Origin of the sequence: Flavobacterium selenitireducens, from assembly GCF_014748335.1 — a bacterium.
In the GTDB taxonomy this organism is placed as follows: domain Bacteria; phylum Bacteroidota; class Bacteroidia; order Flavobacteriales; family Flavobacteriaceae; genus Flavobacterium; species Flavobacterium selenitireducens.
The window spans coordinates 72,313-95,005 of record NZ_JAAVIY010000008.1; the positions used below are offsets into that span (position 1 = coordinate 72,313).

Here is a 22,693-nt window from a genome sequence, read left to right on the forward strand (position 1 = left end):
GACCTAGAACTTGAAATTATAGGTAAGCGTCGGTACGGGAATCGAAAAGATAGAGGTTTTGTAAGCCTTGACCTGTCCTGCTTCCGTTACGAAAAACACTGAGTACGGATTGTTTCGACCCAACACATTGTAAATCGAGAAATTCCAGAAACTGTGTGCCAGCTTCTTGATCTTGTGGTTTCCTTCGATGTTCACGCCAATGTCAAGGCGGAAATAATCGGGAATGCGGAATTCGTTCCGATCGCTGTACAACGTAAATTCCATTCCGTTATACATGTATGAACCGATGGGATACGTTATCGGACGGCCGGTCTGGTAAATGAAGTTGGCCGAAAAACTGTATCGCTTCGTAAATTTATAATTTAAAACGGCGCTGAAGTCGTGCGGTTTGTCAAAATTGGATGGAAAATATTCCCCGTTGTTCACGCGTTCGTCCGAAAACCGGCTGTCGAGCTTGAGAAACGTACGCGAATACGTATATCCGAGCCATCCGTTCAAGCGTCCCGAATTTTTCTTGATGAGGAATTCCACGCCATAGCTTTTGCCTTCTCCCTGCAACAATTCGGTTTCGACGTTCTCGTTTAGCAACAACTGAGCGCCCACTTTGTAATCGAGTATGTTTTGCGAGCGTTTGTAATATCCTTCGAGGCTCACTTCGAACATATCGTCTTTGAGATTTTTATAAAAGCCGAGCGAAAACTGACGCGACATTTGAGGGTCGACGTTCAGGTCGGACAACTTCCAGGTCGCCGTCGGAGACTGCGTCGTATTGCTCGAAAGCATGTGAATGTACTGATAGGTTTGGTCGAAACCGGCCTTGACGGAAAAATCTTCGGCTATCATGTAACGCGCCGATACTCGAGGCTCGAAACCGCCGAACGATTTCATGACTTCGTTTTTTCCGTACGTCTTCTCGCCGGTGACCGATCCGTCGGAAATGGGAACTCCAGGTTGGTACGTGCGCACCGTCGAAGCACCCATTGCAAGGTAACTCGAATAGCGAACGCCAACGCTGACGAGCCATTTCTCGGTAATCTCGAAATCGTCGCTGATAAACGCTCCCGATTCAAGCCCTTTTTCTCTTTGGATCTCGAGCGACTCTATGAAGGATTCCGCGCCCAAAGGGTCGATGTGACCGGGCTCGATTTGGTACAATTTGCTGTTGATCCCGTAATTGATTTTGTGTTTTTCGCCAAGGCTGTACCGGAATTTGAAAGCTGCCTGCGTTTCATTTATCGTATAGCCGAGGTCGAAAGACGATGAGTTTCCGGCGTCATACTCGATGTCGAACTTATACTGGCTGTTTGTGAGCGACAAAGTTCCTCTGTGCTTGTTGTTGAATTTGTGGTTCCATCTTACCGAAGCGAGTCGGTTGTCGTATTTATAAAGGGAATCCGACGTGATGCTGAAATCGTCATGGCTGTAATAACCCATGAGCTCGATATCGTCGTTTTCGCCGAGTTTGTGCGTGTACTTGAGATTGGCATCGTAAAACGAAGCGCGGCTGTTTTGAAGGTCGGAATTTTTCAACGAGCGTAAGATCCATCCGGAATAGGTCGCCCGTCCGCCAATTACCAAACCGCTTTTGCCTTTAACGACCGGAATATTGAGCATGAGATTGCTCGTTACGGGGCCGAGGTTTCCTTCGCCGGAAAGTTTCTCCGTGTTGGCTTTCTTGGTGGTAATGTCAAAAACCGAGGAAAGCCGCCCGCCGAACTCAGCCGGAATACTTCCCTTGTAGATCATGACGTCTCCTGTCGTAAACGGGTTCACGGCCGAGAAGAAGCCCAAAAAGTGAGACGGATTGTACAAAACGGCGTCGTCAAGCAAGATAAGGTTCTGGTCTTCTTTACCGCCGCGCACGTTGAATCCAGCTGAGCCTTCGCCCGTAGTTTTGATGCCCGGAAGCGTCGTAGCTACGCGAAAAATGTCGCGCTCGCCTAAAACCAGCGGTATGTTCTTGATGTTTTCAACGTCGATGTTGGTGACGCCTGTTACGGCTGTCCTGAAGTTCTGTTTTTCGTTCATATGGACGATGACCTCCTTGAGCACGTTAGGGTTCTCGGTCACGCGAAAGTCAAGGCGGCCGTTGGAATAGGCCATGACTTTGCGCGAAGCCTGCGTATAGTTCAACGACTTGATTTCTATCGTATGCTGGCCCGACGGGACTTTTAACGCGTAAAAGCCGCGATCGTCCGTGACGGCATCGAGGTTCGAACCTTTGACGCTTAACAAAACACCGGGAACGGCTTCTCCGGTTACGGCATCGCGCACATAACCTGTAATCGTGGCGGTTTTTTCGGCGGAACTTTTTTCCTTGCCTACCAAAGCGACCGTTTCTTCACCCGAACTTCCGCCTTCCTTAAAAAATACCGGTTTGTCTGATGAGACAACGGGTTTGCCGTCGGTTTTTCCGTTAAAGTAATTTTCTGGCAAATCGTCATAAATCACGCTGTTCCGGGTCAGGATTACGCGGTTGCCGTCTTGGTAGAAGTTCAGGTTGGTCTGTGCGAAAACGGCTTCGAGGACCGTGTTCGCATCGGTATTGGTAAAACTGGCCGAAACAGGTTCGGCTTGCTTGAACCAAGTCTCGTCGAAATAGAAAGTGAGGGACGAAGCAGCTTCGATTTTCTGGATAGCGTCGGCAACGGAAACATCGGTAAACGAAACGCTGATTTTTTGCTGGGCGAAAAGCATCGATTGCATCGACAGCATCAATAAGAGCAATAGTTTTCTCATGAGCCGTAAACGTTAAAATTGTCGATGTGCTGAAGCAGTTTTTTCATGAATTGGACAGGTGTCTTTTTGAAGAGCTCGCGTTCTTTTTGGTAAAAATCGCGTATGCGTTGCTTTTGGTCCGGAAATAACGCGATCACGTCATTTTTCGAATTGGCTTTTGAAAAGGTGCCGTTCCTTTCGACGATGAAATTCGGATCTTGGGAAAATTCCTCGTACGTAACGCTGCCATCGTGTCTTTCGCGCCGGAATTTGTGGTGTTTGGCGTACAACGTAAAACTCTTGCCTTCGACCTTCTCATAATATCCCGAGACGAAATCCGGTTTAGCGGTAAGATTGCCAAGGTTGACGAAAGTAGCACTTCCGATGGCGAAAGAGTCGACGAAATTCTTCTCGAGGATCGTGCCGATATTGTTCGAAATATTCTTGGGACGCAACACGAGGATGTCGTGGTAAATATCATACCGCAACGAGACGTCGAAGTAGGGTTGGCCGTTGTAGACGACGCTGCCCGACACATAATCGTCCCTGTCATAAAACTGGTGGTTGCCGTTTTTTACCTTATAAGGATTCGGATAGGCTCTGCCGTTGTTGATGTTGAGGTTTTCAAGCCCCGTCGCCGCGTCGTAAGCGTTGTAGATATCGGCGGCTTTTTGGGAGCGCGCCTCAATACCTAAAAACGCAAGACAAACGCACGCGAAAACGAAATGTTTGTCGCAACCGATCATGTTTTATTTTTGATTCAAGGGATAGGAAATTCGAATGTAGGAAAATTTTTAATAGAAATTTAAGGGACAAAACAAAAAAATCCCGATAACGTTTGATTATCGGGATTTTAACTATAAAGCAGTGGTTCTTACTCTTCGGTTTGAGGAGCGTCGTTGCGCGGCTCGCGATCTTCACGAGGTGCACGGTCTTCGCGCGGACGGTCGTCACGCGGACGGTCGTCACGTCTCGGTCCGCGATCATCACGTCTTGGCCCGCGGTCATTGCGGTCTCCTCTAGGACGGTCGCCGTCGCGTCTTTCAGGACGTGGGGCGTTTTCGTCTCTTGGAGGACGTGGCGTCAACGCCTTTTTCGAAACGCGTTCCTTGCGTGTCTTAGGGTCGATTCCCATGTATTTCACGTCGAACTCATCGCCCATGTTCACAAGGTCGGTTACGTTCTCTGTTCTTTCCCATGCGAGTTCAGAAACGTGAAGCAAGATTTCGTTTCCTGGAGCGTCCTGATATTCTACGACAGCGCCGAAATCCATGATCTTGATGACTTTGACTTTGTACGATTCCCCGATAACCGGCTTGAACGTAAGCGAGTCGATCTTGCGAAGTACCGCGTCGATTCCGTCCTGGTCTGTACCCAAGATTTCGACAACGCCTTCTTCGTTGACTTCGTTGATGACGATGGTCGTTTTCGTAGCTTTTTGAAGTTCCTGGATGACTTTTCCGCCAGGTCCGATAAGGGCTCCGATGAATGCTCCCGGGATCGTCGTCATGATGATCTTCGGTGCTTTCGCCTTGACTCCGGCGCGAGGTGCAGCCTGGACTTCAAGCAATTTCCCGAGGATATGCAAACGTCCGTCGCGAGCCTGGTTCAACGCCTGTTCCATGATTTCATAGTTCAAACCGTCGATTTTTATGTCCATTTGGCAAGCGGTGATACCGTCTGCGGTTCCGGTTACTTTGAAATCCATGTCACCAAGGTGATCTTCGTCTCCCAAAATGTCCGAAAGTACAGCCCAACGACCTGTTTTGTCATCGGAAATCAATCCCATGGCAATACCTGAAACCGGTTTTGTCATCTGGACACCCGCATCCATCAAAGCCAAAGTTCCGGCGCAAACCGTCGCCATCGAAGACGAACCGTTCGACTCCAAAACCTCAGAAACGATACGGATCGTATAAGGATTTTCGTCAGGAATCATGTTTTTCAACGCACGCTGCGCCAGGTTTCCGTGACCGACTTCGCGACGTGAAGTTCCGCGCAATGGCTTGGCTTCACCTGTCGAGAACGGTGGGAAATTGTAGTGAAGGTAGAATCTTTCTTCACCTTGTTCGCTTGGTGCGTCGATGATGTTCGCCTCACGCGATGTCCCTAAAGTCACTGTAGCCAATGCCTGGGTTTCGCCTCGTGTGAACAATGCCGATCCGTGAACCGATGGAAGATAGTCGACTTCACACCAGATCGGACGGATTTCGTCGGTCTTTCTTCCGTCAAGGCGCAATCCCAAATCGAGGATCACGTTGCGGACGGCTTCTTTTTGTGCGGATTTGAAGTATTTTCCGATCAACTCCCCGAATTCGAGCTGTTCTTCTTCGGTAAATTCGGCTTTCAATTCTTCTTTTACAGCTGCAAATTGCTCAGAACGCTCGTGTTTGCCAGTTCCTTGTTTTGCAATCGCGTAACATTTGTCGTAAGCGAAAGCACGGATTTTCTGGTAAACGTCTTCGTTTGTCGCTTCTTCGTCATACGTGCGGACTTCCTTCTTTCCGAACGCAGCCTGTAAACGCTTTTGAGCCGCGATTTGTACTTTGATGGCTTGGTGGGCGAATTTGATCGCTTCTACCATTTCGGCTTCAGAGATTTCCTTCATTTCACCTTCTACCATTGCGATGGAATCTTCAGAAGCGCCGATCATCATGTCGATGTCCGATTCTTCCAATTGTGCCATGCTCGGGTTGATCACAAATTCCCCGTTGATACGCGCTACGCGAACTTCAGAAATTAGCGTTTCGAACGGAATGTCCGAAAGTGCCAAAGCTGCAGATGCTGCCAAACCGGCGAGAGCATCGGGCATGACTTCTTCGTCGTGCGACATCAACTGGATCATCACCTGCGTTTCAGCGTGGTAATCATCCGGGAAAAGCGGACGCAAAACGCGGTCTACGAGACGCATCGTCAAAACTTCCTTGTCGGAAGGACGGGCCTCGCGTTTGAAGAATCCGCCAGGAAAACGACCTGCGGCTGCGAATTTTTCGCGGTAATCTACCGTCAGGGGCAAAAAGTCAACACCCGGACTGGCTTTTCTTGCGGAAACTACCGTTCCAAGCAACATGGCGTCGCCCATTCGGACAACGACTGAACCGTCGGCTTGCTTGGCTAGTTTTCCAGTTTCGATCGAGATGCTTCTTCCATCTCCCAGATCGATAACTTCCTTAAATACTTGTGGAATCATAAATCCAAATTTCTTGATTAAACAATGGGTTTAGTAGTTGTGTTGTTGTGTGCGTGTGTAGTTGTCTAAAACCCAATGAAAAACCAAAACTTTTTTTCTGCAATCTTTTATTAAACGCGTAAAAACAAAAAGAGGCGCGCGGGCACCTCTTTTCGATTGATTATTTACGAATATTCAATTCTTTGATGATCTCGCGGTAGCGGTTGATCTCGGTCTTCTTCAAGTAGTCGAGAAGGCTTCTTCTTTTACCTACGAGCTTTACAAGCGAGCGCTCCGTGTTGAAATCGTGGCGGTTCTTTTTCAAGTGCTCCGTCAAGTGATTGATACGGAAAGTGAAAAGCGCGATCTGGCTTTCTGATTTTCCTGTGTTGGTAGCGTCTCCGCCGTGTTTTGCGAAAATTTCCGCTTTTACTTCTTTAGTAAGATACATTCCAATATTGTTTAAATGATTTTTATGTATGTAGCCGTTTTTCGGATACGGGTGCAAAAGTACATTTTTTTAATTAGCGAATGAAATTAATTAGCGAATTAGCGAATGAAAAATTACAAAATGGTAGAATTGCCTAGGTAATCATTCTGAAAATCAGCTCTTCTTTTTACGAAATTCACTAATTACGGCATTTGCTAGTTCGACCTTCGATTTTACGGTCGTTCCGACCCTCCCGTCGCAAAAATACGGTTCAACAGCGAATATCAAATACAGAAAATCTGCCTAAAACGTTAATGAAACAGGATTGCGGTTTAACAATTTTTGAGGTTTTTCTGTATCGGGGATATTGTCAGGCAGCATAATTTTACGACGGGAGGGTCGGAACGACCGCCTTATAAAAAAAACGCCCGATTTCCCGGACGTCTATTTATAAATAAAGATAAATCTTACTTCTTGTCTTGAAATAAAAACTTCGAAATCAGCGTATTCAAATCCTCGAGGAAACGCTCATCAAGATCCGTGAAAGCATCTAGCACTTCGGAGTCGATGTCGATCTGCCCAATATTTTTTCCGTTGACGAACAAAGGAACCACGACCTCCGATTTTACCGTCATCGAACACGCGATATAATTATCCTGGGCATGCACGTCCGGCACGACGAAGTTTTGGTTAGACATCGCGACCTGTCCGCAAATCCCTTTTCCGAAAGGAATCACGGTATGGTCGGTTGGTTCGCCTGCGTAAGGGCCAAGTATCAATTCCGGTTTGTCGCCGTTGTGGAAATAAAACCCGACCCAATCGTAATAATCGATGTTGTCGCGCAGCAAGTGGCAAATCTTGAGCAATTTGTCGTCGCGCAATGCGTTATCGTTCTTAAGTATGTCGATTGCTTTCTGTCTGAGTTCTTCGAATGTCATAGTTCGGATTTTTCTGCAAAATTACGCCATCGGCACCACAGGAATTATATAAATTTGTTAAAAAAATTTTTGGACGCCCTCAAGCAGTACACGCCATTTTTTATTTTCCTGGTCAAGTTTTTCGCAGTTTATGCGGGTTTGACTTTGGTGTATCAAATCTATCTCAATTCGTTTGAGGTTTCGCGATTTGAAACCGACGACTTCACAAGATCCGTGGCCGTACAAACCAAATGGTTTACCGATCGCCTGGGTTATCTCACCGAAATAAAACCTCATGTTTCCCAGCCGTCCGTAATGTTTATTCTGGAAGGAAAATACGTCTCACGCGTCGTCGAAGGATGCAACGCATTGAGCGTGATCATACTTTTCTCGGCATTCGTGGTGGCTTTCAAAGGGAGCTGGAAAAAAACCATCCTTTTCATCTTGGCTGGCGCGTTCGTTATCCACATACTCAACATCATGCGGATCGGGTTGCTCAGCATCGCGCTTTTACACTATCCCGAACACGAACATATTTTGCACGGCGTGATTTTCCCGGCTGTCATATACGGAGTGGTTTTTCTGCTGTGGATCGTCTGGGTCAACAAATTCTCATCCCATGGGTTCAAAGAGCGCTGAAATCGTCCAAAAATCGCTGACCGTCGGGGCGCTCGTCGTGTTGTTGCTGGCCGTTCGAATGTTCGAGGACCGACTGTTTTACGATCCGTTCCTGTCGTATTTTAGGAATGATTATCTCAACGGGCCGTTGCCGGCGTTCGACGCCACTGATCTTTTCTTTGGGTTGAGTTTTCGCTATTTCCTCAATACGATGCTATCACTGGGAATCATTTTCGTGTTATTCCAGGACGTCGGGCTGCTCAAATTCACCACCGTGCTCTATCTCGTTTTTTTTGTCGCGCTGATGGGATCTTTCTTCGCATTACTGCATTTCCAAAGCCAGAACAACTTCCTGATTTTTTACACGAGGCGCTTTCTGATCCAGCCTCTATTCCTGTTGTTGTTCGTCCCGGCGTTCTATTATCAGAAGCGGATATCTAAAAAATAGGCTTTCCTTAAGAGCTTCCCGTTCGGTTTTGCTTATTTTTGCGGCATGGGAATCAAGAAATCCATAGGCATTCTGCTCGCTTTCCTCGTTTTGGCTTCCAACACGGGTCTTGCGTTCAGCGTGCACTATTGCGGAGGCGAGATCGCGTCGGTCAAGCCGATGTTGCTCGTTTCGGACGATTCTTGTTGTGGCGCGCAGAAATCCGAACCTATGGGTTGCTGCAAGACGAAAATCGTGAAATCCGACAAGGAGCACGACATCGTCATCAAAACGTTTTCGTTCGCATTCGAAGCGGCGCTGGTTTCTGAGCGGCCAATTACGGCACCTCGCCAAACCGTTTCCACTTTTGTCAAAAGGCCGTCCGCTTCCTATTATTGCGAAGCCAATGCGCCTCCGCTGTTCCAACTTTACAATCAATATCTTTTTTACGCCTGATTTTTTTGCCTGACTTGGGATTCAACCAATTTCTTACAAAAAAATCAACTTTATGCGTTTACTACTAACGGCTTTGCTGCTGTTCGTTGCGCTCTTTACGTCGGCACAAGACACGTTGCAGACGATCAGCGTCCAATCGAATTCGCGAAGCCTCAAAAAATCATTGTCGGTCACGGCCAATACCACGGTCATGACGAGCAAGGAATTGCTCAAGGCCGCTTGCTGCAATCTCGCGGAGAGTTTCGAGACCAACCCGTCCATAGACGTAAACTTTTCTGATGCGCTGACCGGCGCCAGACAAGTCAGGATGTTGGGATTGACAAGTCCGTATCTGATGATCACCGAAGAGAACATTCCGTCGGTTCGCGGCGCTTCCCAGGCTTACGGTTTGACCTTTACGCCGGGAACCTGGATCGAAAGCATACAAATTACAAAAGGCGCAGGTTCCGTCGTCAACGGGTACGAAAGCATTTCCGGCCAAATCAATACCGAACTGCTCAAGCCTGCGAACGACATCCCGTTTTTCCTCAATGTTTATGGCTCTACCGACGCCCGTTTCGAGATCAACACCCACCTGAATCACAAACTGTCTGATAAATGGGCCAGCAGCCTGTTCCTCCACGGGAATTCGCGTTTGACCAAAAACGACATGAACAACGATGGTTTCCTCGACAATCCGTTGGGAAACCAAGTCAATGTGATGAACCGCTGGCAATATACCAATGCGGAAAAAGGCTGGGTCGGGTTCGTCAACCTGCGTTTCATGAACGATGAAAAGCAGACCGGCCAACTTGATTACGTCCCGTCTCGCGACAAGTTTGGCGGGCAGCTTTGGGGATCGGAGATCAATACGAAGCGGTACGACCTGGCGACAAAAATCGGGTATGTTTTCCCGGACATGCCGTTCCAAAGCATCGGATTCCAAAATGCGTTGACGTATCACGACCAGGATTCGTATTTCGGTTTTCGGCGTTACGATATCGCCCAAACGAGCTACTATTCCAACCTGATTTTCAACTCGATCATCAGCAACACCATGCACAAATTCGCGACCGGTTTGAATTTCGCCTACGACAAGTATGATGAAAACGTGCTGGGTTCAGATTTGGGTCGCGTCGATAACTCCATTGGCGGATTCTTCGAATATACGTACGACAATACTGACAACTTCAGCCTCGTGGCGGGAATACGTGCGGACAACCACAACCGTCTCGGGGCATTCTTCACGCCGAGGCTTCACCTGCGTTACAATCCCTGGAAGGATGCGGTAGTTCGCATATCCGGCGGAAGAGGGAAGAGGGCGGCGAATATTTTTGCCGAAAACCAACAGATATTCGCAACCAACCGCGCAATTGCGTGGGGATCCGAATTCAAAGGCCCGTATGGAATGAAGCCGGAAATCGCGTGGAATTACGGGCTGAGCTTCAACCAGAAGTTTTTTATTTTCGGACAGCCTGCCGATGCCGGGTTCGATCTTTACCGCACCGATTTCCAAAACCAGGTGTACGTCGATTGGTATGCCTCGGGAAATGCGGTTGGATTCTACAATCTCGAAGGGAAGTCTTACGTAAACAGCGTGCAGGTTGATTTCAATTACGAACCGGTCAAACATCTGAACATTCGCTCTGCCTATAAATATTACGACACCTTTACGGATTATCGCCAGATAAGTGCAGAACGTCCGCTGACGCCGCGCCACCGGTTTTTCACGAACGTCGAGTATGCCACCCACATCAAGGAAAACGGCCAGCGTTGGAAATTTGATGCGACCTGGAACTGGACCGGAACGCAACGTTTGCCTGTCACGGCAGTCGTGCTTCCTCAACGTTCGCCGGCATTTTCTGTGGTGAACGCTCAGGTGACGCGCACGTTTTCGTCGGTTTTTGAAGTCTATGCGGGAGCGGAAAATCTGACAAACTACAAACAAAAAAATCCAATTTTGGGAGCCGACGATCCGTTTGGCCAGAATTTCGACGCGTCTGTGGTATACGCGCCCGTTTTCGGCCAGATGTTTTACGCCGGGTTTCGCTTTAAAATCAAATGACCATGAAAAAAATCGTTTTTATCATGTTGGTCGCGCTGTTCGGAATGGCCGCCAACGCTCAGGAAAAAAAGAACAAAAATGCAAAACACAGCATTGAGGTGAACGGAAATTGCGACCAATGCAAAAAGCGGATCGAGAAAGCGGCGCTGTCGGTCGCAGGTGTCAAATCTGCAGTTTGGGATACCGAATCACATCGGCTCAGCCTGATCGTCAACGAGGAAAAAACCTCGCTGGAAAAAGTCGAGGCGGCTATCGCTAAAGTCGGCCACGATGCAGGATCGGCCAAGGCGACACCAGCCGATTACGAAAATCTTCACAGCTGTTGCAAATACGACAGGAATCCTTGATGTTCGGGACGTTGGCATAACCGTTAATAAAACTTTAAATTGGGGCGTGAAATTGCGGCTTTTGTAATAAATCCGTACTTTCACGCACCGTTTTTTAACACCTTACAACAAGCCCAAATGAACGAATTTAATTGGAAAGACCTGATTGATCCATTGTTTTATATACACTTTGACATCAATGGCGTCAAGGTCGGGCTTTACATCGTTCTGTTCATTGTCTTTGCCGAAACCGGTTTGTTCGCGGGCTTTTTTCTTCCCGGCGACAGCTTGCTTTTCCTTTCCGGAATTTACAATCGCGAATTGCTTGAGACCGTCGTCAAAATCGACAGTGCTTTCCTGAATGTGGCGTTGTTGTCTACGCTCGTGGCGCTTGCGGGAATTCTCGGGAATATGGTCGGGTATTGGTTTGGGGCGAAAAGCGGCTACTATCTTTACAACAAAAAAGACAGTTTTTTATTCAAGAAAAAATACCTGATCCAATCGAAAGAGTTTTTTGAAAAGCATGGCGGGCGCGCAATTATTTTCGCGAGGTTTCTTCCCATTTTCAGGACGTTTGCGCCAATCGTGGCCGGGATCGTGCTCATGGACAAAAAACGGTTCATGTTCTACAACGTACTGAGCTCATTCATATGGTCATTCAGCTTGATTTTCGCCGGCCATTACCTTTACGGATTCCTGCTCGAGCGCTTTGCCATCGACCTTAAGGAACACATTGAACTTATCGTAATTTCCCTTGTTTTGATTACGATTGTCCCGGTAATCATCAAGTTCAGCAAAAAGGTCAAGACTCCGGAAGTGCCGGGAAGTCCGCAATAAGATTACAATCTTCGTTTACTTTGTTTCGATCGTCCGCTCTTCAGATATGAGCGTTCCGTCCGAGGCGATTCCCTCAATGATTACTTTTACGGCATCCTGTTGGAAATTCGGGAATGAAAAACGGAAGTTTCCTGAGCTGTCCGTGGCCACATCTGGAATCCAGTGAATGGCACCCATGGTATGGAACGCGTCGTTGTGGTAATCGGCGTATTGCGGGTTTTCGTATTCCGTAGCTTTTTGGAAACCACCTTTTATCAACAGCGCCTTGGAAAGGATTTTCGTCGAGTTGTTGAAATGACCCTTTTTAGTGTAGATCCTGATTATCCCATTGGCGCCAGAAGATCCGGCTCCATATCCTCTTTTATTGATGTAAACCTCGTCGATCATGTCCATGCGATATGTCGTGAGCAGGTTGTGGTCGTCCTGTAGAACGTCATCTACGAAAATTACAGGGCTGTTCTGCGCTTCGAAAGAGGTTGAATACGTTCTGCTGATGATCACGCGTCCGCCGACTTGGGAAACGTTGAATCCGTTATTTTGTATAAAGTCGACGATCGTCGAAAACATGCTGACATCCTGAGGCGTAATTTTAAACCCTTTTGCCATGTTGTTGGCGTAAAACCTGGTGTTCTGTTCGCTGAGTTTCGGTTTTCGGGCCGTTCTGACGGTCACCGAATCGAGTCGGATGCTATTTTTCATGTCGGGAATCCCAAATCCAAGTTCGACAGGCTTGAGCAGGCAATTTTTTTCCAACGGCTCGAACGGCTTTATAAACGGGCGATTGTTTCCGCTAAGATGGGACGCAACCTGAAGTGGGCTGCGTTCGTTTTTCTTGTTGAACAATGAAATGTAGACCTGTGCGGAATCCTCGGCAATGATATTTTGGAACTGGAACTCATTTTTTTCGTTGAGTTCGGCAAATTCGTTTAGGCCGAAAGCCATCGCGTTCAGGTTGATTTTCGAGTTGGCCCTATCGACTGACTTGTTGTTGAGGCCGCCTTTGATAGAAAGTCCTTTGTCGAATTCGTATCGTATTTGAGGAGCGATGCCCGTTATTTTAGTCCAGTCGTACTTCTGGACTTGCGTGATGAGCATGTTGTCGAGCTCGTAATGCTTCTTGCGGTTGAACCCGACAAAATAATTGCGGCCGCTAATCTTTGCGCTACCCGGAAGTGTCGCGAGTTCGAGTCTCGTATAAATGTCCTCCTGGGATTTTACGGAGGATACAGGCACGACGGATATACTCAGACTTGCTAATTTCAAACCGCCGCCTCCTTGCACCACGATAGAATCGCCGCGTTTTTGGCTGACCCTCAATTGCGTTTCCTCAGTTGCTTTGCGATACGCCTGATATACCATTCGCTCACCGATCTTATTTTGGTTGGCGTCAATAAGGTAAACGGTGTTGAGGCCGTCCGAGAAGTGGTTCGAAGGGATCGAAAGGACTTGTCTGGCCTGGCTGCCGTCGAACGAGAGTTTTGCGGTCGTGCTTGCGCCATAACTTTGAATCACCAGGTCGAATGGTTTCCCTTTTATTTGTTCAAGCGTCGCTTTGTTGGTTTTGACCGTGACCGTCGCTTTGTCTGGGAAAATATAATTGTTGATTGAGAACGTCACGCCCGATACGCTCGGCGTCGGCAGCGTTTTTTGGTATTCCTTTCCTTTTATCGTTGCCGAAAGCACGTATGGACCCATGTCCGTGTCGGCGACCTCGAATCGCGAATAGCCGGCGGCATCGGTCGTAGCCGACGCGATTTCCAATCCTCTGGCGTTTTTTACCTTCGCCTCGATCCCGGTAAGGCCGTTCCCGTTGCAGTCGGCAATCCTGAAGGCAACCGTGTTGGAAGTTCCGTATAGGAAAACGCCGCTTTCAGGCGCAAACGAAATGTCGAGTGAAGCGTAGTCTATCGCGTTTGGGACGTAAAATTCCCGGGATTTTGCATTGATAACGGTTATCGGATACAGGCTCGATTCGTCTTCGGCAAAATTGTTCATGAAATTCGTATACGATTGCAGATAGTACAAACCGGCAGGCAGGTTTTGAGGCGTGTTGATGAAGCCACTGAACACGGCATTCTCACAATAAAGAAGCGCGCCCGCGACCTTTTGTCCTTTCGCGTCCAATAAGGAAACGTAGGCGTTTGTAGTCTCTCCGTACGGCAAATGCGTTTGTTTTTTGACGACATAGCCTTTGAGCCAGATTCTTTCACCTGCAAGATAGGCCGCCTTGTTGAAGTGAAGGTGCATGCCTTCCCGGTCGGCTTCGAAATACTTCGCTATCGATGAGGATTGGGAAGCGATTGGTGCCACGGCAGTTTGTTGTGCGTGCGAAAACGCGGCAATGCCCGTTAAAATAAGGGAAAGCAGTTTGTTCATCGGTTTTGGTCTTACGTATTGCGTCGGGTTTGGCCGTGCTTGAGACGGCGAATATAAAAAAAAGCCACCCAGGATCGGATGGCTTTTCTCAAAATATTTAGGATGGAATTACATCATTCCCGGCATTCCGCCTCCCATCGGCATTCCGCCTCCGGCACCTTCCTCTTTGATGTCGACAAGCGCACATTCCGTGGTCAGGATCATTCCCGCAACCGACGCCGCGTTCTCAAGGGCCACGCGCGTCACTTTCTTAGGATCGATAATTCCGGCGGCGAGCATATCCACGTATTCGTCGGTTTTCGCATTGTATCCGAAATCGCCTTGACCTTCGGCCACTTTCGAAACGACGACAGAACCTTCAAGGCCTGCGTTCTCAACGATAGTACGCAACGGAGATTCGATTGCGCGAGACACGATCTGGATTCCCGTAGCTTCGTCCGCATTTTCAGCGTGAACGTCTTTCAAAGCCGCTTTCGCACGCAATAATGCAACGCCTCCGCCGGCAACGATTCCTTCTTCGACCGCCGCACGGGTGGCGTGAAGCGCATCGTCGACACGGTCTTTCTTTTCTTTCATTTCAACCTCAGATGCGGCTCCGACATAAAGAACGGCGACGCCTCCCGCCAACTTGGCCAATCGCTCCTGCAATTTTTCACGGTCGTAATCGGACGTCGTGACTTCCATTTGGGCTTTGATCTGGGCAACGCGGTTTTTGATGAGATCCGCTTCGCCAGCTCCGGAAACGATTGTGGTGTTGTCTTTGTCGATCGACACGCGTTTTGCAGTTCCGAGCATTTCCAGGGAAGCATTTTCAAGCGTGTAACCTCTTTCTTCAGAAATTACGGTTCCTCCGGTGAGTATCGCGATATCTTCCAGAAGCGCTTTGCGTCGGTCCCCAAAGCCTGGTGCTTTTACCGCAGCGATTTTAAGGGCGCCACGCAGTTTGTTTACCACCAAAGTGGACAAAGCCTCTCCGTCAACGTCTTCTGCAATGATCAAAAGCGGTTTGCCCGATTGTGCCACTGGTTCAAGAACCGGAAGCAATTCTTTCAAAACCGAAACTTTCTTGTCATACAGCAAAATATATGGGTTCTCGAGTTCGGCTTCCATTTTTTCGGTATTCGTCACGAAATAAGCGGAGAGATAACCGCGATCGAATTGCATGCCTTCCACGACATCCACGTAAGTGTCGGTTCCTTTGGCTTCTTCAACCGTAATGACGCCTTCCTTACCGACTTTTCCGAACGCCGTTGCGATCAATTCGCCGATTTTGTCGTCGTTATTCGCCGAAATCGAAGCGACTTGTTTGATCTTGTCGTTGTCGCTTCCGACCTCTTTCGACTGTTTGGCCAAATCGCCTACGATCGCCTCTACAGCCTTGTCGATACCGCGCTTCAAGTCCATTGGATTTGCTCCGGCGGCCACGTTTTTAAGCCCTTCTTTCACGATGGCTTGCGCGAGAACCGTAGCCGTAGTGGTTCCGTCTCCTGCCAAATCGTTGGTTTTGGAAGCTACTTCCTTGACCATTTGAGCGCCCATGTTTTCGAGCGTGTCTTTCAATTCGATTTCTTTCGCAACCGAAACACCGTCTTTGGTGACGGTCGGTGCCCCGAATGATTTGCTGATGATCACGTTTCGGCCTTTAGGGCCAAGCGTGACTTTTACTGCATTTGCCAATGCGTCAACGCCGCGCTTCAATCCGTCGCGGGCTTCAATGTCGAATTTTATGTCTTTTGCCATTTTGTTAATTGTTGATTTGTTGAATCTTTGATTTAGTTATCACTTATACCGAATCGTCTTCCGACAACGGTTTAGATAATCGCGAAAATTTCGAATTCGCTCATGATCAGGTAATCTTTGCCTTCGAATTTCAGTTCTGTTCCGGCGGAGCGACCGTAAAGCACGGTATCGCCGACCTTCACAGTCATTTCGTGGTCTTTTGTGCCTTTGCCAACGGCTACGACGGTTCCTTTTTGCGGTTTTTCCTTAGCGGTGTCCGGAATAAAAATACCCGATGCGGTCTGTGTTTCGGCGGCAACGGGCTCGACAAGTACTCGGTCTGAAAGAGGTTGAATTTTCAAAGCCATGTTATATTGTTTTAGATTATTAAAAATATCGGATTGCATCTTGTGCGTTCCGTTCGCCGCGCTTCGGTCGAAAAACATGCCAACGGTCGCTGACTGTCAATTTTGCATAAAAAAAATGCCAGCGTTGACAGGCTGGCATTTCAAATATCGTGATTCCAAGATTATTTGGCAGGTTCGGCTGGCGTCGTCTCGGCAGGAGTGACCTCTCCATTTGCAGGAGCAGCGGCCGGAGTCGTCGCAGCCGGAGTTGTTGCAGCCGGAGTCGTCGTGGCAGGAGCAGCAGTTTCCGTTTTGTCGAAAACCGAATTCTTATCTGCCATAGATCCTGAGAAGCTCAAGCTTGACAATATGATGAGTACGATCAATACAGTGGCCAACGTCCAGGTACTCTTATCGAGGAAGTCATTGGTTTTTTGGACACCGCCCATCATTTGCGCGCCTCCAAGGGAAGAAGACAAACCGCCGCCTTTCGGGTTCTGTACCATCACTACGATGATCAGCAAAAAGCAAACGATGGTGATCAACACTAAAAAGATAGAAAACGTACTCATTATTATAACTTGTTATTTTGTTGTAAATTCCTGATATCTAAAATTCGGTCTGCAAAGAAACTATTTTTTTCCGGATATTTCAAAATTAAAATTTCATACGCCTGAATCGCTTTCTCGTACTTCTTCTGTTCGAGGTAAACCCGCGCCAGTGTTTCGGTCATGAGATAGGAATTGTCTGCCTGGGACGGCTCGAAAATAAACGAAGGCGACTTGGCTTCGGGCGTTATTTTCGGGATTTTAGGATTCGATTCGATGAATTTATCGATCAGCTCCTTTTTTTTTTGTCGCTCGGAATCATCTTCGGAGGCGTCGCTTTGAGTTTGCGAATCGATAACTTCCTGAGTGTCGGGTCCGGTTTCTTTGCGCTCGATAGGTTGAAATTTCGAGAGCTGCAGCCATTCGTGGAAAGAATGCTTTTCGGACGAAGAAAAATCAAGCGGCTTTCCAATCTCGAGATTTTCTTTTGAAGCGGCGACTTCCTCGATCTCGACGACGTCTTCGGTAGCAACCGCTACGTCCGGGACTTGTTGTGTCTTTACTTCTTCGACATCGGCAACGACAAGGCTTTTCGCATACTGTTCGGCTTCTTTAATGGAATCGAGAACAGAGCGCGTCGCGGCGTCATATTCGGGTTCGACTTGCGATTTTTCGGAAATTTCAGATTCCCCTGCATCGAATTCAGCTTCTCTAGCTTCAGCTTCCTCGATTTCAGCTTCCTCAATTTCGGATTCTTCAATTTCAAATTCTCCAACTTCAGATTCCGGAATTTCTATTTCGGATCGATCGGTTTCCGCCGGCGCTAGCTCATTTCCTTCGGCTTCCAGCTCTCGTAAAACATTCGATTGTTCTTTTTCGTTTTCCGGAATTTGGCGATCCGCTTCCAATTCTTCGGCACGCACGAATTCCGTGTCGAGACTCGCGCGGAAACTGTCGTCCATCGTCAGTTCCTCGATTTCAGGCTTTTGGGTCACTTCCTGAATGTCCGAGACTTCGATCGCGCGCAACTGCTCCTGTTTTTCGACATAAGCGGCCCGGTCTACGGAAGTAAAATTATCCGAAGTGATGAAATCGAACAAAACGCTGCGGTCGGACGTAAAAGCAGCCGTAACCTTTAGCGCGTAATTGTACCGGAAACTGTCTTCGTTGTACAATCCCTTGAGACGGAGCGCTCGCGCACTCTGGAAATACGGAAATTCCGCGACGATCTTGTCGAGTTCGTCCGTGCGTTTCCCGTTGATCGCCTCGGGATGATTGAGCAGATATGTGAAATCCGAAAGGTTCAATGCGTTGGTTTAGATTCCGAAAGTAGTAAAATTCGGCGATTGCTGGCTACCACTTCGCAAGGGATTCGTTAAAAATATCCTGTGTGATGCGCGTAAAAATCTCATCGAGCGCCGCAGCCAGGGTAGGTCCCGTCAACTGTGTAGCCGCCGGGAAATCGTAAAAAAACGAAAAGCGTTTCTCGAAATTGTCGGCTTCTTTTTTCTTGTTCGAGAAACGGACCATTACTGAAATCGTAAGCCTGTTCTGGGCTGCGCGTTGGTCGGCTGTGGCTGTCATTGGCGAAATGCGGTAGTCGACGATTTCCCCTTCGTACAGCAAATCCCCACCGGAATTGGTCAGCGTGAGGTTTGTCTGGTTCTGGATCAAATCCTGTAGCGCCAACGTAAAAGTCCGGTCGATTCCGGGTTCGATGAGTTCGGAAGTGTTCTGGAAGTAGTTGACCTGGAACGATTCGGCGTCGATTTTTCCTGTTCCCGTAAAGTTGTAATTCACTTTGCATCCGCTAAAGAGCAAAAACACGGGCAATAAAAAAAGTAAGCTTGATTTTCTCATATAAAAAGCGGCGTTACGGTAAAGTGTCGCCTTGATAATAATATTGGGCAAGTTGGGTCTGGCCTTCGAAATTTCCCAAATAGTAGCTTTTTGCAATCGAAGACTGGGGCAATCCGTTGGCGTTGTAAAGATATTCGAATTCGCTGGATTCCGGGTCTTCCGGGTTGTGTACTTCGGATAAAATATTGTTTGTGGAATTGTGAAGGGACGAAATGAACTTCAACCGGAAATCCGGAGACCATCCCTGCAGCAAAAGCGACATCGCACGGGTAATCGGCAAGGTGGCGTGCCGTAACGGATTCGTATGGGAATCATGTGTGAATCCGCCATATATCATGTCGAGATCGCTCATGCTTTTCAGGTTTCCCGTGGCGTCATACGTGACCAGCGAACGCATGTCAGTTCCCTCGCCGAGCACCCAGGTGAAGTGATCTACTTCGGTTTTTAGCAACATAGAGGAATCCATATGCCATTCGCGCCTATGCGGAATCGGGTCTTCCGAAGTCGGATCCGGCTCTCCAAGTATAGCGGCATAAGTGTTGGTCGCCTCATCGAACGACACCGCCAAGCCATTTACGGACGACAGCCTGTCCTGAGCATCATAAGAAAATTCGTAAGTTACGCCCATGTAGGTCGTACTTGTGAGGTTGTGCCCGGCATCGTAACTGAAGTTTTGCAGGATCGTGCCATCCGGTTTCGAAATGCTCATGAGGAATCCCTGCTGGTCGAAATCCCAGACCTGGGACGTGTTCGCATTTTCCGGATAAAATACTACTCTTTGCAGTAAGGTCGGGTCCGGCGCTGTCGCGGAACCGGCGTCATCACTCGTGCACGAAGCGAAAAACAAAATCGAAAACAAAAGTAGTGTCGCTCTCATAAAAGATGGCGTTGGTTATCTGCTAAAGGTAGCGAACTTACTCTAAATCAAACTGTTTTATCTTTCGGTAAAGCGTCCTTTCCGAAATGCCCAATTCGTTTGCGGCGGCCTTGCGTTTTCCTTTGTTTCGCTGCAACGCCTTTTTGATCATCTCGATTTCCTTTTGCTCGAGACGCAGCGGTTCTTCCTCTTCGACGGTTTCGGCAAAATCATAATCTTCCTCGTGATTGGTCGTCAGTGGAGGTGCTTTCTGGGCATTGTTACCCGACGTTCCGCGACCTGGAACCGGAATCAAGGAGACTGCGTGGGCCTGTTCGAAATCAAATTCGTCTTCGTTTTCGCCTCCATAAATCTTGCGGATAAGCCCGGGATGGTCTTCCTGCACTTTGGCGCCTCCGTCTTTCATCAGTTCGAGCGTGAGTTTCTTGAGGTCGTTCAGGTCGTTTTTCATGTCGAACAACACTTTGTAAAGTATTTCGCGTTCGGTAGAGAAATCGCTGTCGGATTTTTTATCGGAAATTACCGATGGCAGGTTGCTCGAACCTTCAGCCGGCGGTAAATACGAGTTAAGCGTGGCGGCCGATATGTCGCGCGTGGTTTCCAGGACAGAGATCTGCTCGGCGATGTTGCGCAACTGACGGATGTTTCCGCCCCATCGATACCGCACCAAAAGCTGGACGGCCTGTTCTTCGAGTCGTATCGGCGGCATTTTGTATTTGTGCCCGAAATCGGCAGCGAATTTTCGGAACAACAGATGGATGTCGTCATTGCGTTCGCGCAACGGCGGCAAATGAATGTCGACGGTGCTCAAACGATAATACAAGTCTTCCCGGAACTTTCCTTTCGCGATCGCGTCCGCCATTTTTACGTTCGTGGCGGCTACGATCCTGACATTCGTTTTTTGTACCTGGCTCGATCCGACCTTTATGAATTCCCCGTTTTCGAGAACGCGAAGCAAGCGCACCTGCGTCGTCAGCGGGAGTTCGCCGACTTCATCGAGGAAAATGGTTCCGCCGTCTGCGACTTCAAAATAGCCTTCCCGCGTCGATGTAGCTCCGGTAAACGCGCCTTTTTCGTGTCCGAAAAGTTCGGAATCAATCGTGCCTTCCGGTATCGCGCCGCAGTTGACGGCTATGTATTTCCCGTGTTTGCGATGCGACAACGCGTGAATGATTTTGGGAATGCTCTCTTTTCCGACGCCGCTCTCACCGGTGACCAAAACCGAGATATCCGTAGGAGCTACTTGTATGGCTTTTTCGATCGCGCGGTTGAGCTTCGGGTCGTTGCCGATTATCTCGAAACGCTGTTTTGTGGCTTGTACTGATTCCATTTTATTAGTTTAAGGTTTGAAGTTTAAGGTTTAAGGCTGTTCGTGCACAACCTAAACCTTAAACCTTAAACAATTTAATTCATTTCCGAAAAGCCGATCGCTTCCCCGATCAACGTCGCGCTCGTGCACGAATCGATGCGTACCAAAACGAAATCACCGGGCTTGTAATGTTCTTTCGGGAAGACGGCGACCGTGTTCTGGGAATTGCGTCCGCTCCAATGTTGGTCGGAACGGTGGGATTCTTTTTCGATCAGGACTTCCACGACCTGCCCGACAAAAGCCTCGGTGCAATTCAGGGAAAGTTGACGCTGTAACGCCACGATTTCAGCCAGGCGGCGTTTTTTGGTCGCTTCGGGAATGTCGTCTTCGAGTTTTCTCGCTGCCGAAGTTCCCGGTCTTTCGGAATAGGCGAACATGAATCCGTAATCGTAATTCACGTATTGCATCAGTGAAAGCGTGTCCTGGTGATCTTGTTCGGTTTCGGTCGGGAAGCCGGTGATCATATCCTGGGAGATCGCGCAGTTCGGGATAATCGCCCGGATCTTGTCGATCAAGGCCATATATTCTTCGCGCGTGTGCTGTCGGTTCATTTCTTTCAGGATACGCGTACTTCCCGATTGGACCGGCAAGTGGATGTATTTACAGACATTGTGGTGTTTCGCGATCACATAGAGCACATCGTCGTGCATGTCCTGAGGGTTCGACGTCGAAAAACGGAACCGCATTTTAGGATACGTCGTTGCCGCCATGTCGAGCAACTGCGCAAAGTCGACGGCGGTCGCTTTTTGCATATCGGTGGCTTTCTCGTAATCTTTTTTGAGGCCGCCTCCGTACCAAAGGTAGCTGTCGACGTTTTGGCCGAGGAGCGTGATTTCCTTGAAGTTTTTGGAATGCAGATCCGCGATTTCGTCCATGATGCTTTGAGGATCGCGGCTTCGTTCGCGCCCTCGTGTGAATGGTACGACGCAAAACGTACACATATTGTCGCAACCGCGCGTAATCGACACGAAGGCAGTCACGCCATTGCTATTGAGTCGAACTGGGGATATGTCTCCGTATGTTTCTTCTTTTGAAAGAATGACGTTGATCGCATCGCGTCCTTCTTCGACTTCGGCGAGCAGGTTCGGCAGGTCTTTATAAGCGTCAGGTCCAACAACGAGATCGACGATCTTTTCTTCCTCGAGGAATTTGGCTTTCAGGCGTTCGGCCATACAGCCTAAAACGCCCACTTTCATTCCCGGGTTGATGCTTTTTACTGCATTGTATTTCTCGAGGCGCTTGCGAACGGTTTGTTCTGCCTTGTCGCGAATAGAGCACGTATTGACCAGCACAAGATCGGCGTCTTCGAGATTTTGCGTAGTGTTGTAACCTTGTCCGTGAAGGATAGATGCGACGATCTCGCTATCGCTGAAGTTCATCTGGCAACCGTAACTTTCTATAAAAAGTTTCTTCGTATTCTCCGGCTTTTGTTCGAGCACGAGGCTTTCACCTTGTTTGCTTTCCTCAATAATCTTTTCCATAAGGCGTAAATAGGTTGGCAAAGATACGTGAAATTTACTACTCGTGACAAGATGTCAGTTTTTGATTTAACATCAAATTATACAACATTTTATACCTTAATATATATAGGTATGAAATTCCTTTTGGTTTATGTCGGAAATCCAAAAAACCGGTGACGGCTTCCAATTTAAAAT

The 22,693-nt window shown here is 48.2% G+C and carries 20 protein-coding genes; 6 read left to right on the forward strand and 14 right to left on the reverse strand.

What is annotated here, in order from left to right; genetic code table 11:
- Positions 1 to 3: 3 nt before the first annotated feature.
- The 5 genes from HC229_RS12370 to HC229_RS12390 all read right to left on the reverse strand — a co-directional run bounded on the left by HC229_RS12370 (position 4) and on the right by HC229_RS12390 (position 7,255).
- Positions 4 to 2,739, reverse strand: coding sequence for a TonB-dependent receptor (locus tag HC229_RS12370; protein ID WP_191020808.1), 2,736 nt, complete (start codon positions 2,737 to 2,739; stop codon positions 4 to 6).
- Positions 2,736 to 3,464, reverse strand: coding sequence for a hypothetical protein (locus HC229_RS12375; RefSeq protein ID WP_191020809.1), 729 nt, complete (start codon positions 3,462 to 3,464; stop codon positions 2,736 to 2,738). Before HC229_RS12375 ends, HC229_RS12370 begins: the two co-directional genes overlap by 4 nt.
- Positions 3,465 to 3,592: 128 nt before the next feature.
- On the reverse strand, positions 3,593 to 5,908 hold the full coding sequence (locus HC229_RS12380) for a polyribonucleotide nucleotidyltransferase (protein WP_191020810.1): 2,316 nt from the start codon (positions 5,906 to 5,908) through the stop codon (positions 3,593 to 3,595).
- Positions 5,909 to 6,068: 160 nt separating this feature from the next.
- Positions 6,069 to 6,338, reverse strand: coding sequence for a 30S ribosomal protein S15 (rpsO, locus tag HC229_RS12385; protein WP_191020811.1), 270 nt, complete (start codon positions 6,336 to 6,338; stop codon positions 6,069 to 6,071).
- 446 nt (positions 6,339 to 6,784) lie between these two features.
- A complete protein-coding gene (locus HC229_RS12390) occupies positions 6,785 to 7,255 on the reverse strand; it encodes a GAF domain-containing protein (protein ID WP_191020812.1) in 471 nt (156 codons plus the stop codon).
- A gap of 69 nt (positions 7,256 to 7,324) precedes the next feature.
- On the opposite strand from HC229_RS12390, the gene xrtF reads away from it, so the two are divergent.
- From xrtF to HC229_RS12420, 6 genes are all read left to right on the forward strand, one after another.
- Positions 7,325 to 7,873 (forward strand): exosortase family protein XrtF, encoded by a 549-nt coding sequence (gene xrtF, locus HC229_RS12395; protein WP_223845602.1) that lies wholly within the window; start codon positions 7,325 to 7,327, stop codon positions 7,871 to 7,873.
- Positions 7,854 to 8,300 carry an exosortase F system-associated membrane protein gene (locus HC229_RS12400; RefSeq protein WP_191020814.1) on the forward strand — a complete coding sequence of 149 codons (447 nt, stop codon included), beginning with the start codon at positions 7,854 to 7,856 and terminating at the stop codon, positions 8,298 to 8,300. Before xrtF ends, HC229_RS12400 begins: the two co-directional genes overlap by 20 nt.
- 45 nt (positions 8,301 to 8,345) lie before the next feature.
- Complete coding sequence (locus HC229_RS12405; protein WP_191020815.1) at positions 8,346 to 8,735, forward strand: HYC_CC_PP family protein; 390 nt, start codon at positions 8,346 to 8,348, stop codon at positions 8,733 to 8,735.
- Between the two features lie 52 nt (positions 8,736 to 8,787).
- Positions 8,788 to 10,779 (forward strand): TonB-dependent receptor plug domain-containing protein, encoded by a 1,992-nt coding sequence (locus HC229_RS12410; RefSeq protein ID WP_191020816.1) that lies wholly within the window; start codon positions 8,788 to 8,790, stop codon positions 10,777 to 10,779.
- A gap of 2 nt (positions 10,780 to 10,781) precedes the next feature.
- Complete coding sequence (locus tag HC229_RS12415; protein WP_191020817.1) at positions 10,782 to 11,126, forward strand: heavy-metal-associated domain-containing protein; 345 nt, start codon at positions 10,782 to 10,784, stop codon at positions 11,124 to 11,126.
- 117 nt (positions 11,127 to 11,243) lie between these two features.
- Positions 11,244 to 11,942 (forward strand): DedA family protein, encoded by a 699-nt coding sequence (locus HC229_RS12420; protein ID WP_191020818.1) that lies wholly within the window; start codon positions 11,244 to 11,246, stop codon positions 11,940 to 11,942.
- A 15-nt stretch (positions 11,943 to 11,957) separates the two neighbouring features.
- Here HC229_RS12420 and HC229_RS12425 read toward each other — a convergent pair whose 3' ends face one another.
- From HC229_RS12425 to miaB, 9 genes are all read right to left on the reverse strand, one after another.
- The gene (locus tag HC229_RS12425; protein ID WP_191020819.1) at positions 11,958 to 14,318 is read right to left on the reverse strand and encodes a hypothetical protein; all 2,361 of its coding nucleotides are present in this window, start codon (positions 14,316 to 14,318) and stop codon (positions 11,958 to 11,960) included.
- Positions 14,319 to 14,426: 108 nt separating this feature from the next.
- Positions 14,427 to 16,058, reverse strand: a complete 1,632-nt coding sequence (groL, locus tag HC229_RS12430) for a chaperonin GroEL (RefSeq protein ID WP_191020820.1) — start codon at positions 16,056 to 16,058, stop codon at positions 14,427 to 14,429.
- A 71-nt stretch (positions 16,059 to 16,129) separates the two neighbouring features.
- A complete protein-coding gene (locus tag HC229_RS12435) occupies positions 16,130 to 16,405 on the reverse strand; it encodes a co-chaperone GroES (RefSeq protein WP_191020821.1) in 276 nt (91 codons plus the stop codon).
- Positions 16,406 to 16,566: 161 nt separating this feature from the next.
- Positions 16,567 to 16,956 (reverse strand): preprotein translocase subunit SecG, encoded by a 390-nt coding sequence (gene secG, locus HC229_RS12440; RefSeq protein WP_191020822.1) that lies wholly within the window; start codon positions 16,954 to 16,956, stop codon positions 16,567 to 16,569.
- 2 nt (positions 16,957 to 16,958) lie between these two features.
- Positions 16,959 to 18,239, reverse strand: a complete 1,281-nt coding sequence (locus HC229_RS12445) for a tetratricopeptide repeat protein (protein WP_191020823.1) — start codon at positions 18,237 to 18,239, stop codon at positions 16,959 to 16,961.
- A gap of 46 nt (positions 18,240 to 18,285) precedes the next feature.
- Positions 18,286 to 18,792 carry an LptE family protein gene (locus HC229_RS12450; RefSeq protein WP_191020824.1) on the reverse strand — a complete coding sequence of 169 codons (507 nt, stop codon included), beginning with the start codon at positions 18,790 to 18,792 and terminating at the stop codon, positions 18,286 to 18,288.
- A gap of 13 nt (positions 18,793 to 18,805) precedes the next feature.
- Entirely contained in the window at positions 18,806 to 19,669 is an 864-nt protein-coding gene (locus HC229_RS12455; RefSeq protein WP_191020825.1) for an RHS repeat domain-containing protein, read from the reverse strand.
- Positions 19,670 to 19,706: 37 nt separating this feature from the next.
- A complete protein-coding gene (locus HC229_RS12460) occupies positions 19,707 to 20,999 on the reverse strand; it encodes a sigma-54 interaction domain-containing protein (protein WP_191020826.1) in 1,293 nt (430 codons plus the stop codon).
- A gap of 74 nt (positions 21,000 to 21,073) precedes the next feature.
- Complete coding sequence (gene miaB, locus HC229_RS12465) at positions 21,074 to 22,519, reverse strand: tRNA (N6-isopentenyl adenosine(37)-C2)-methylthiotransferase MiaB (protein ID WP_191020827.1); 1,446 nt, start codon at positions 22,517 to 22,519, stop codon at positions 21,074 to 21,076.
- Positions 22,520 to 22,693 lie beyond the last annotated feature (174 nt).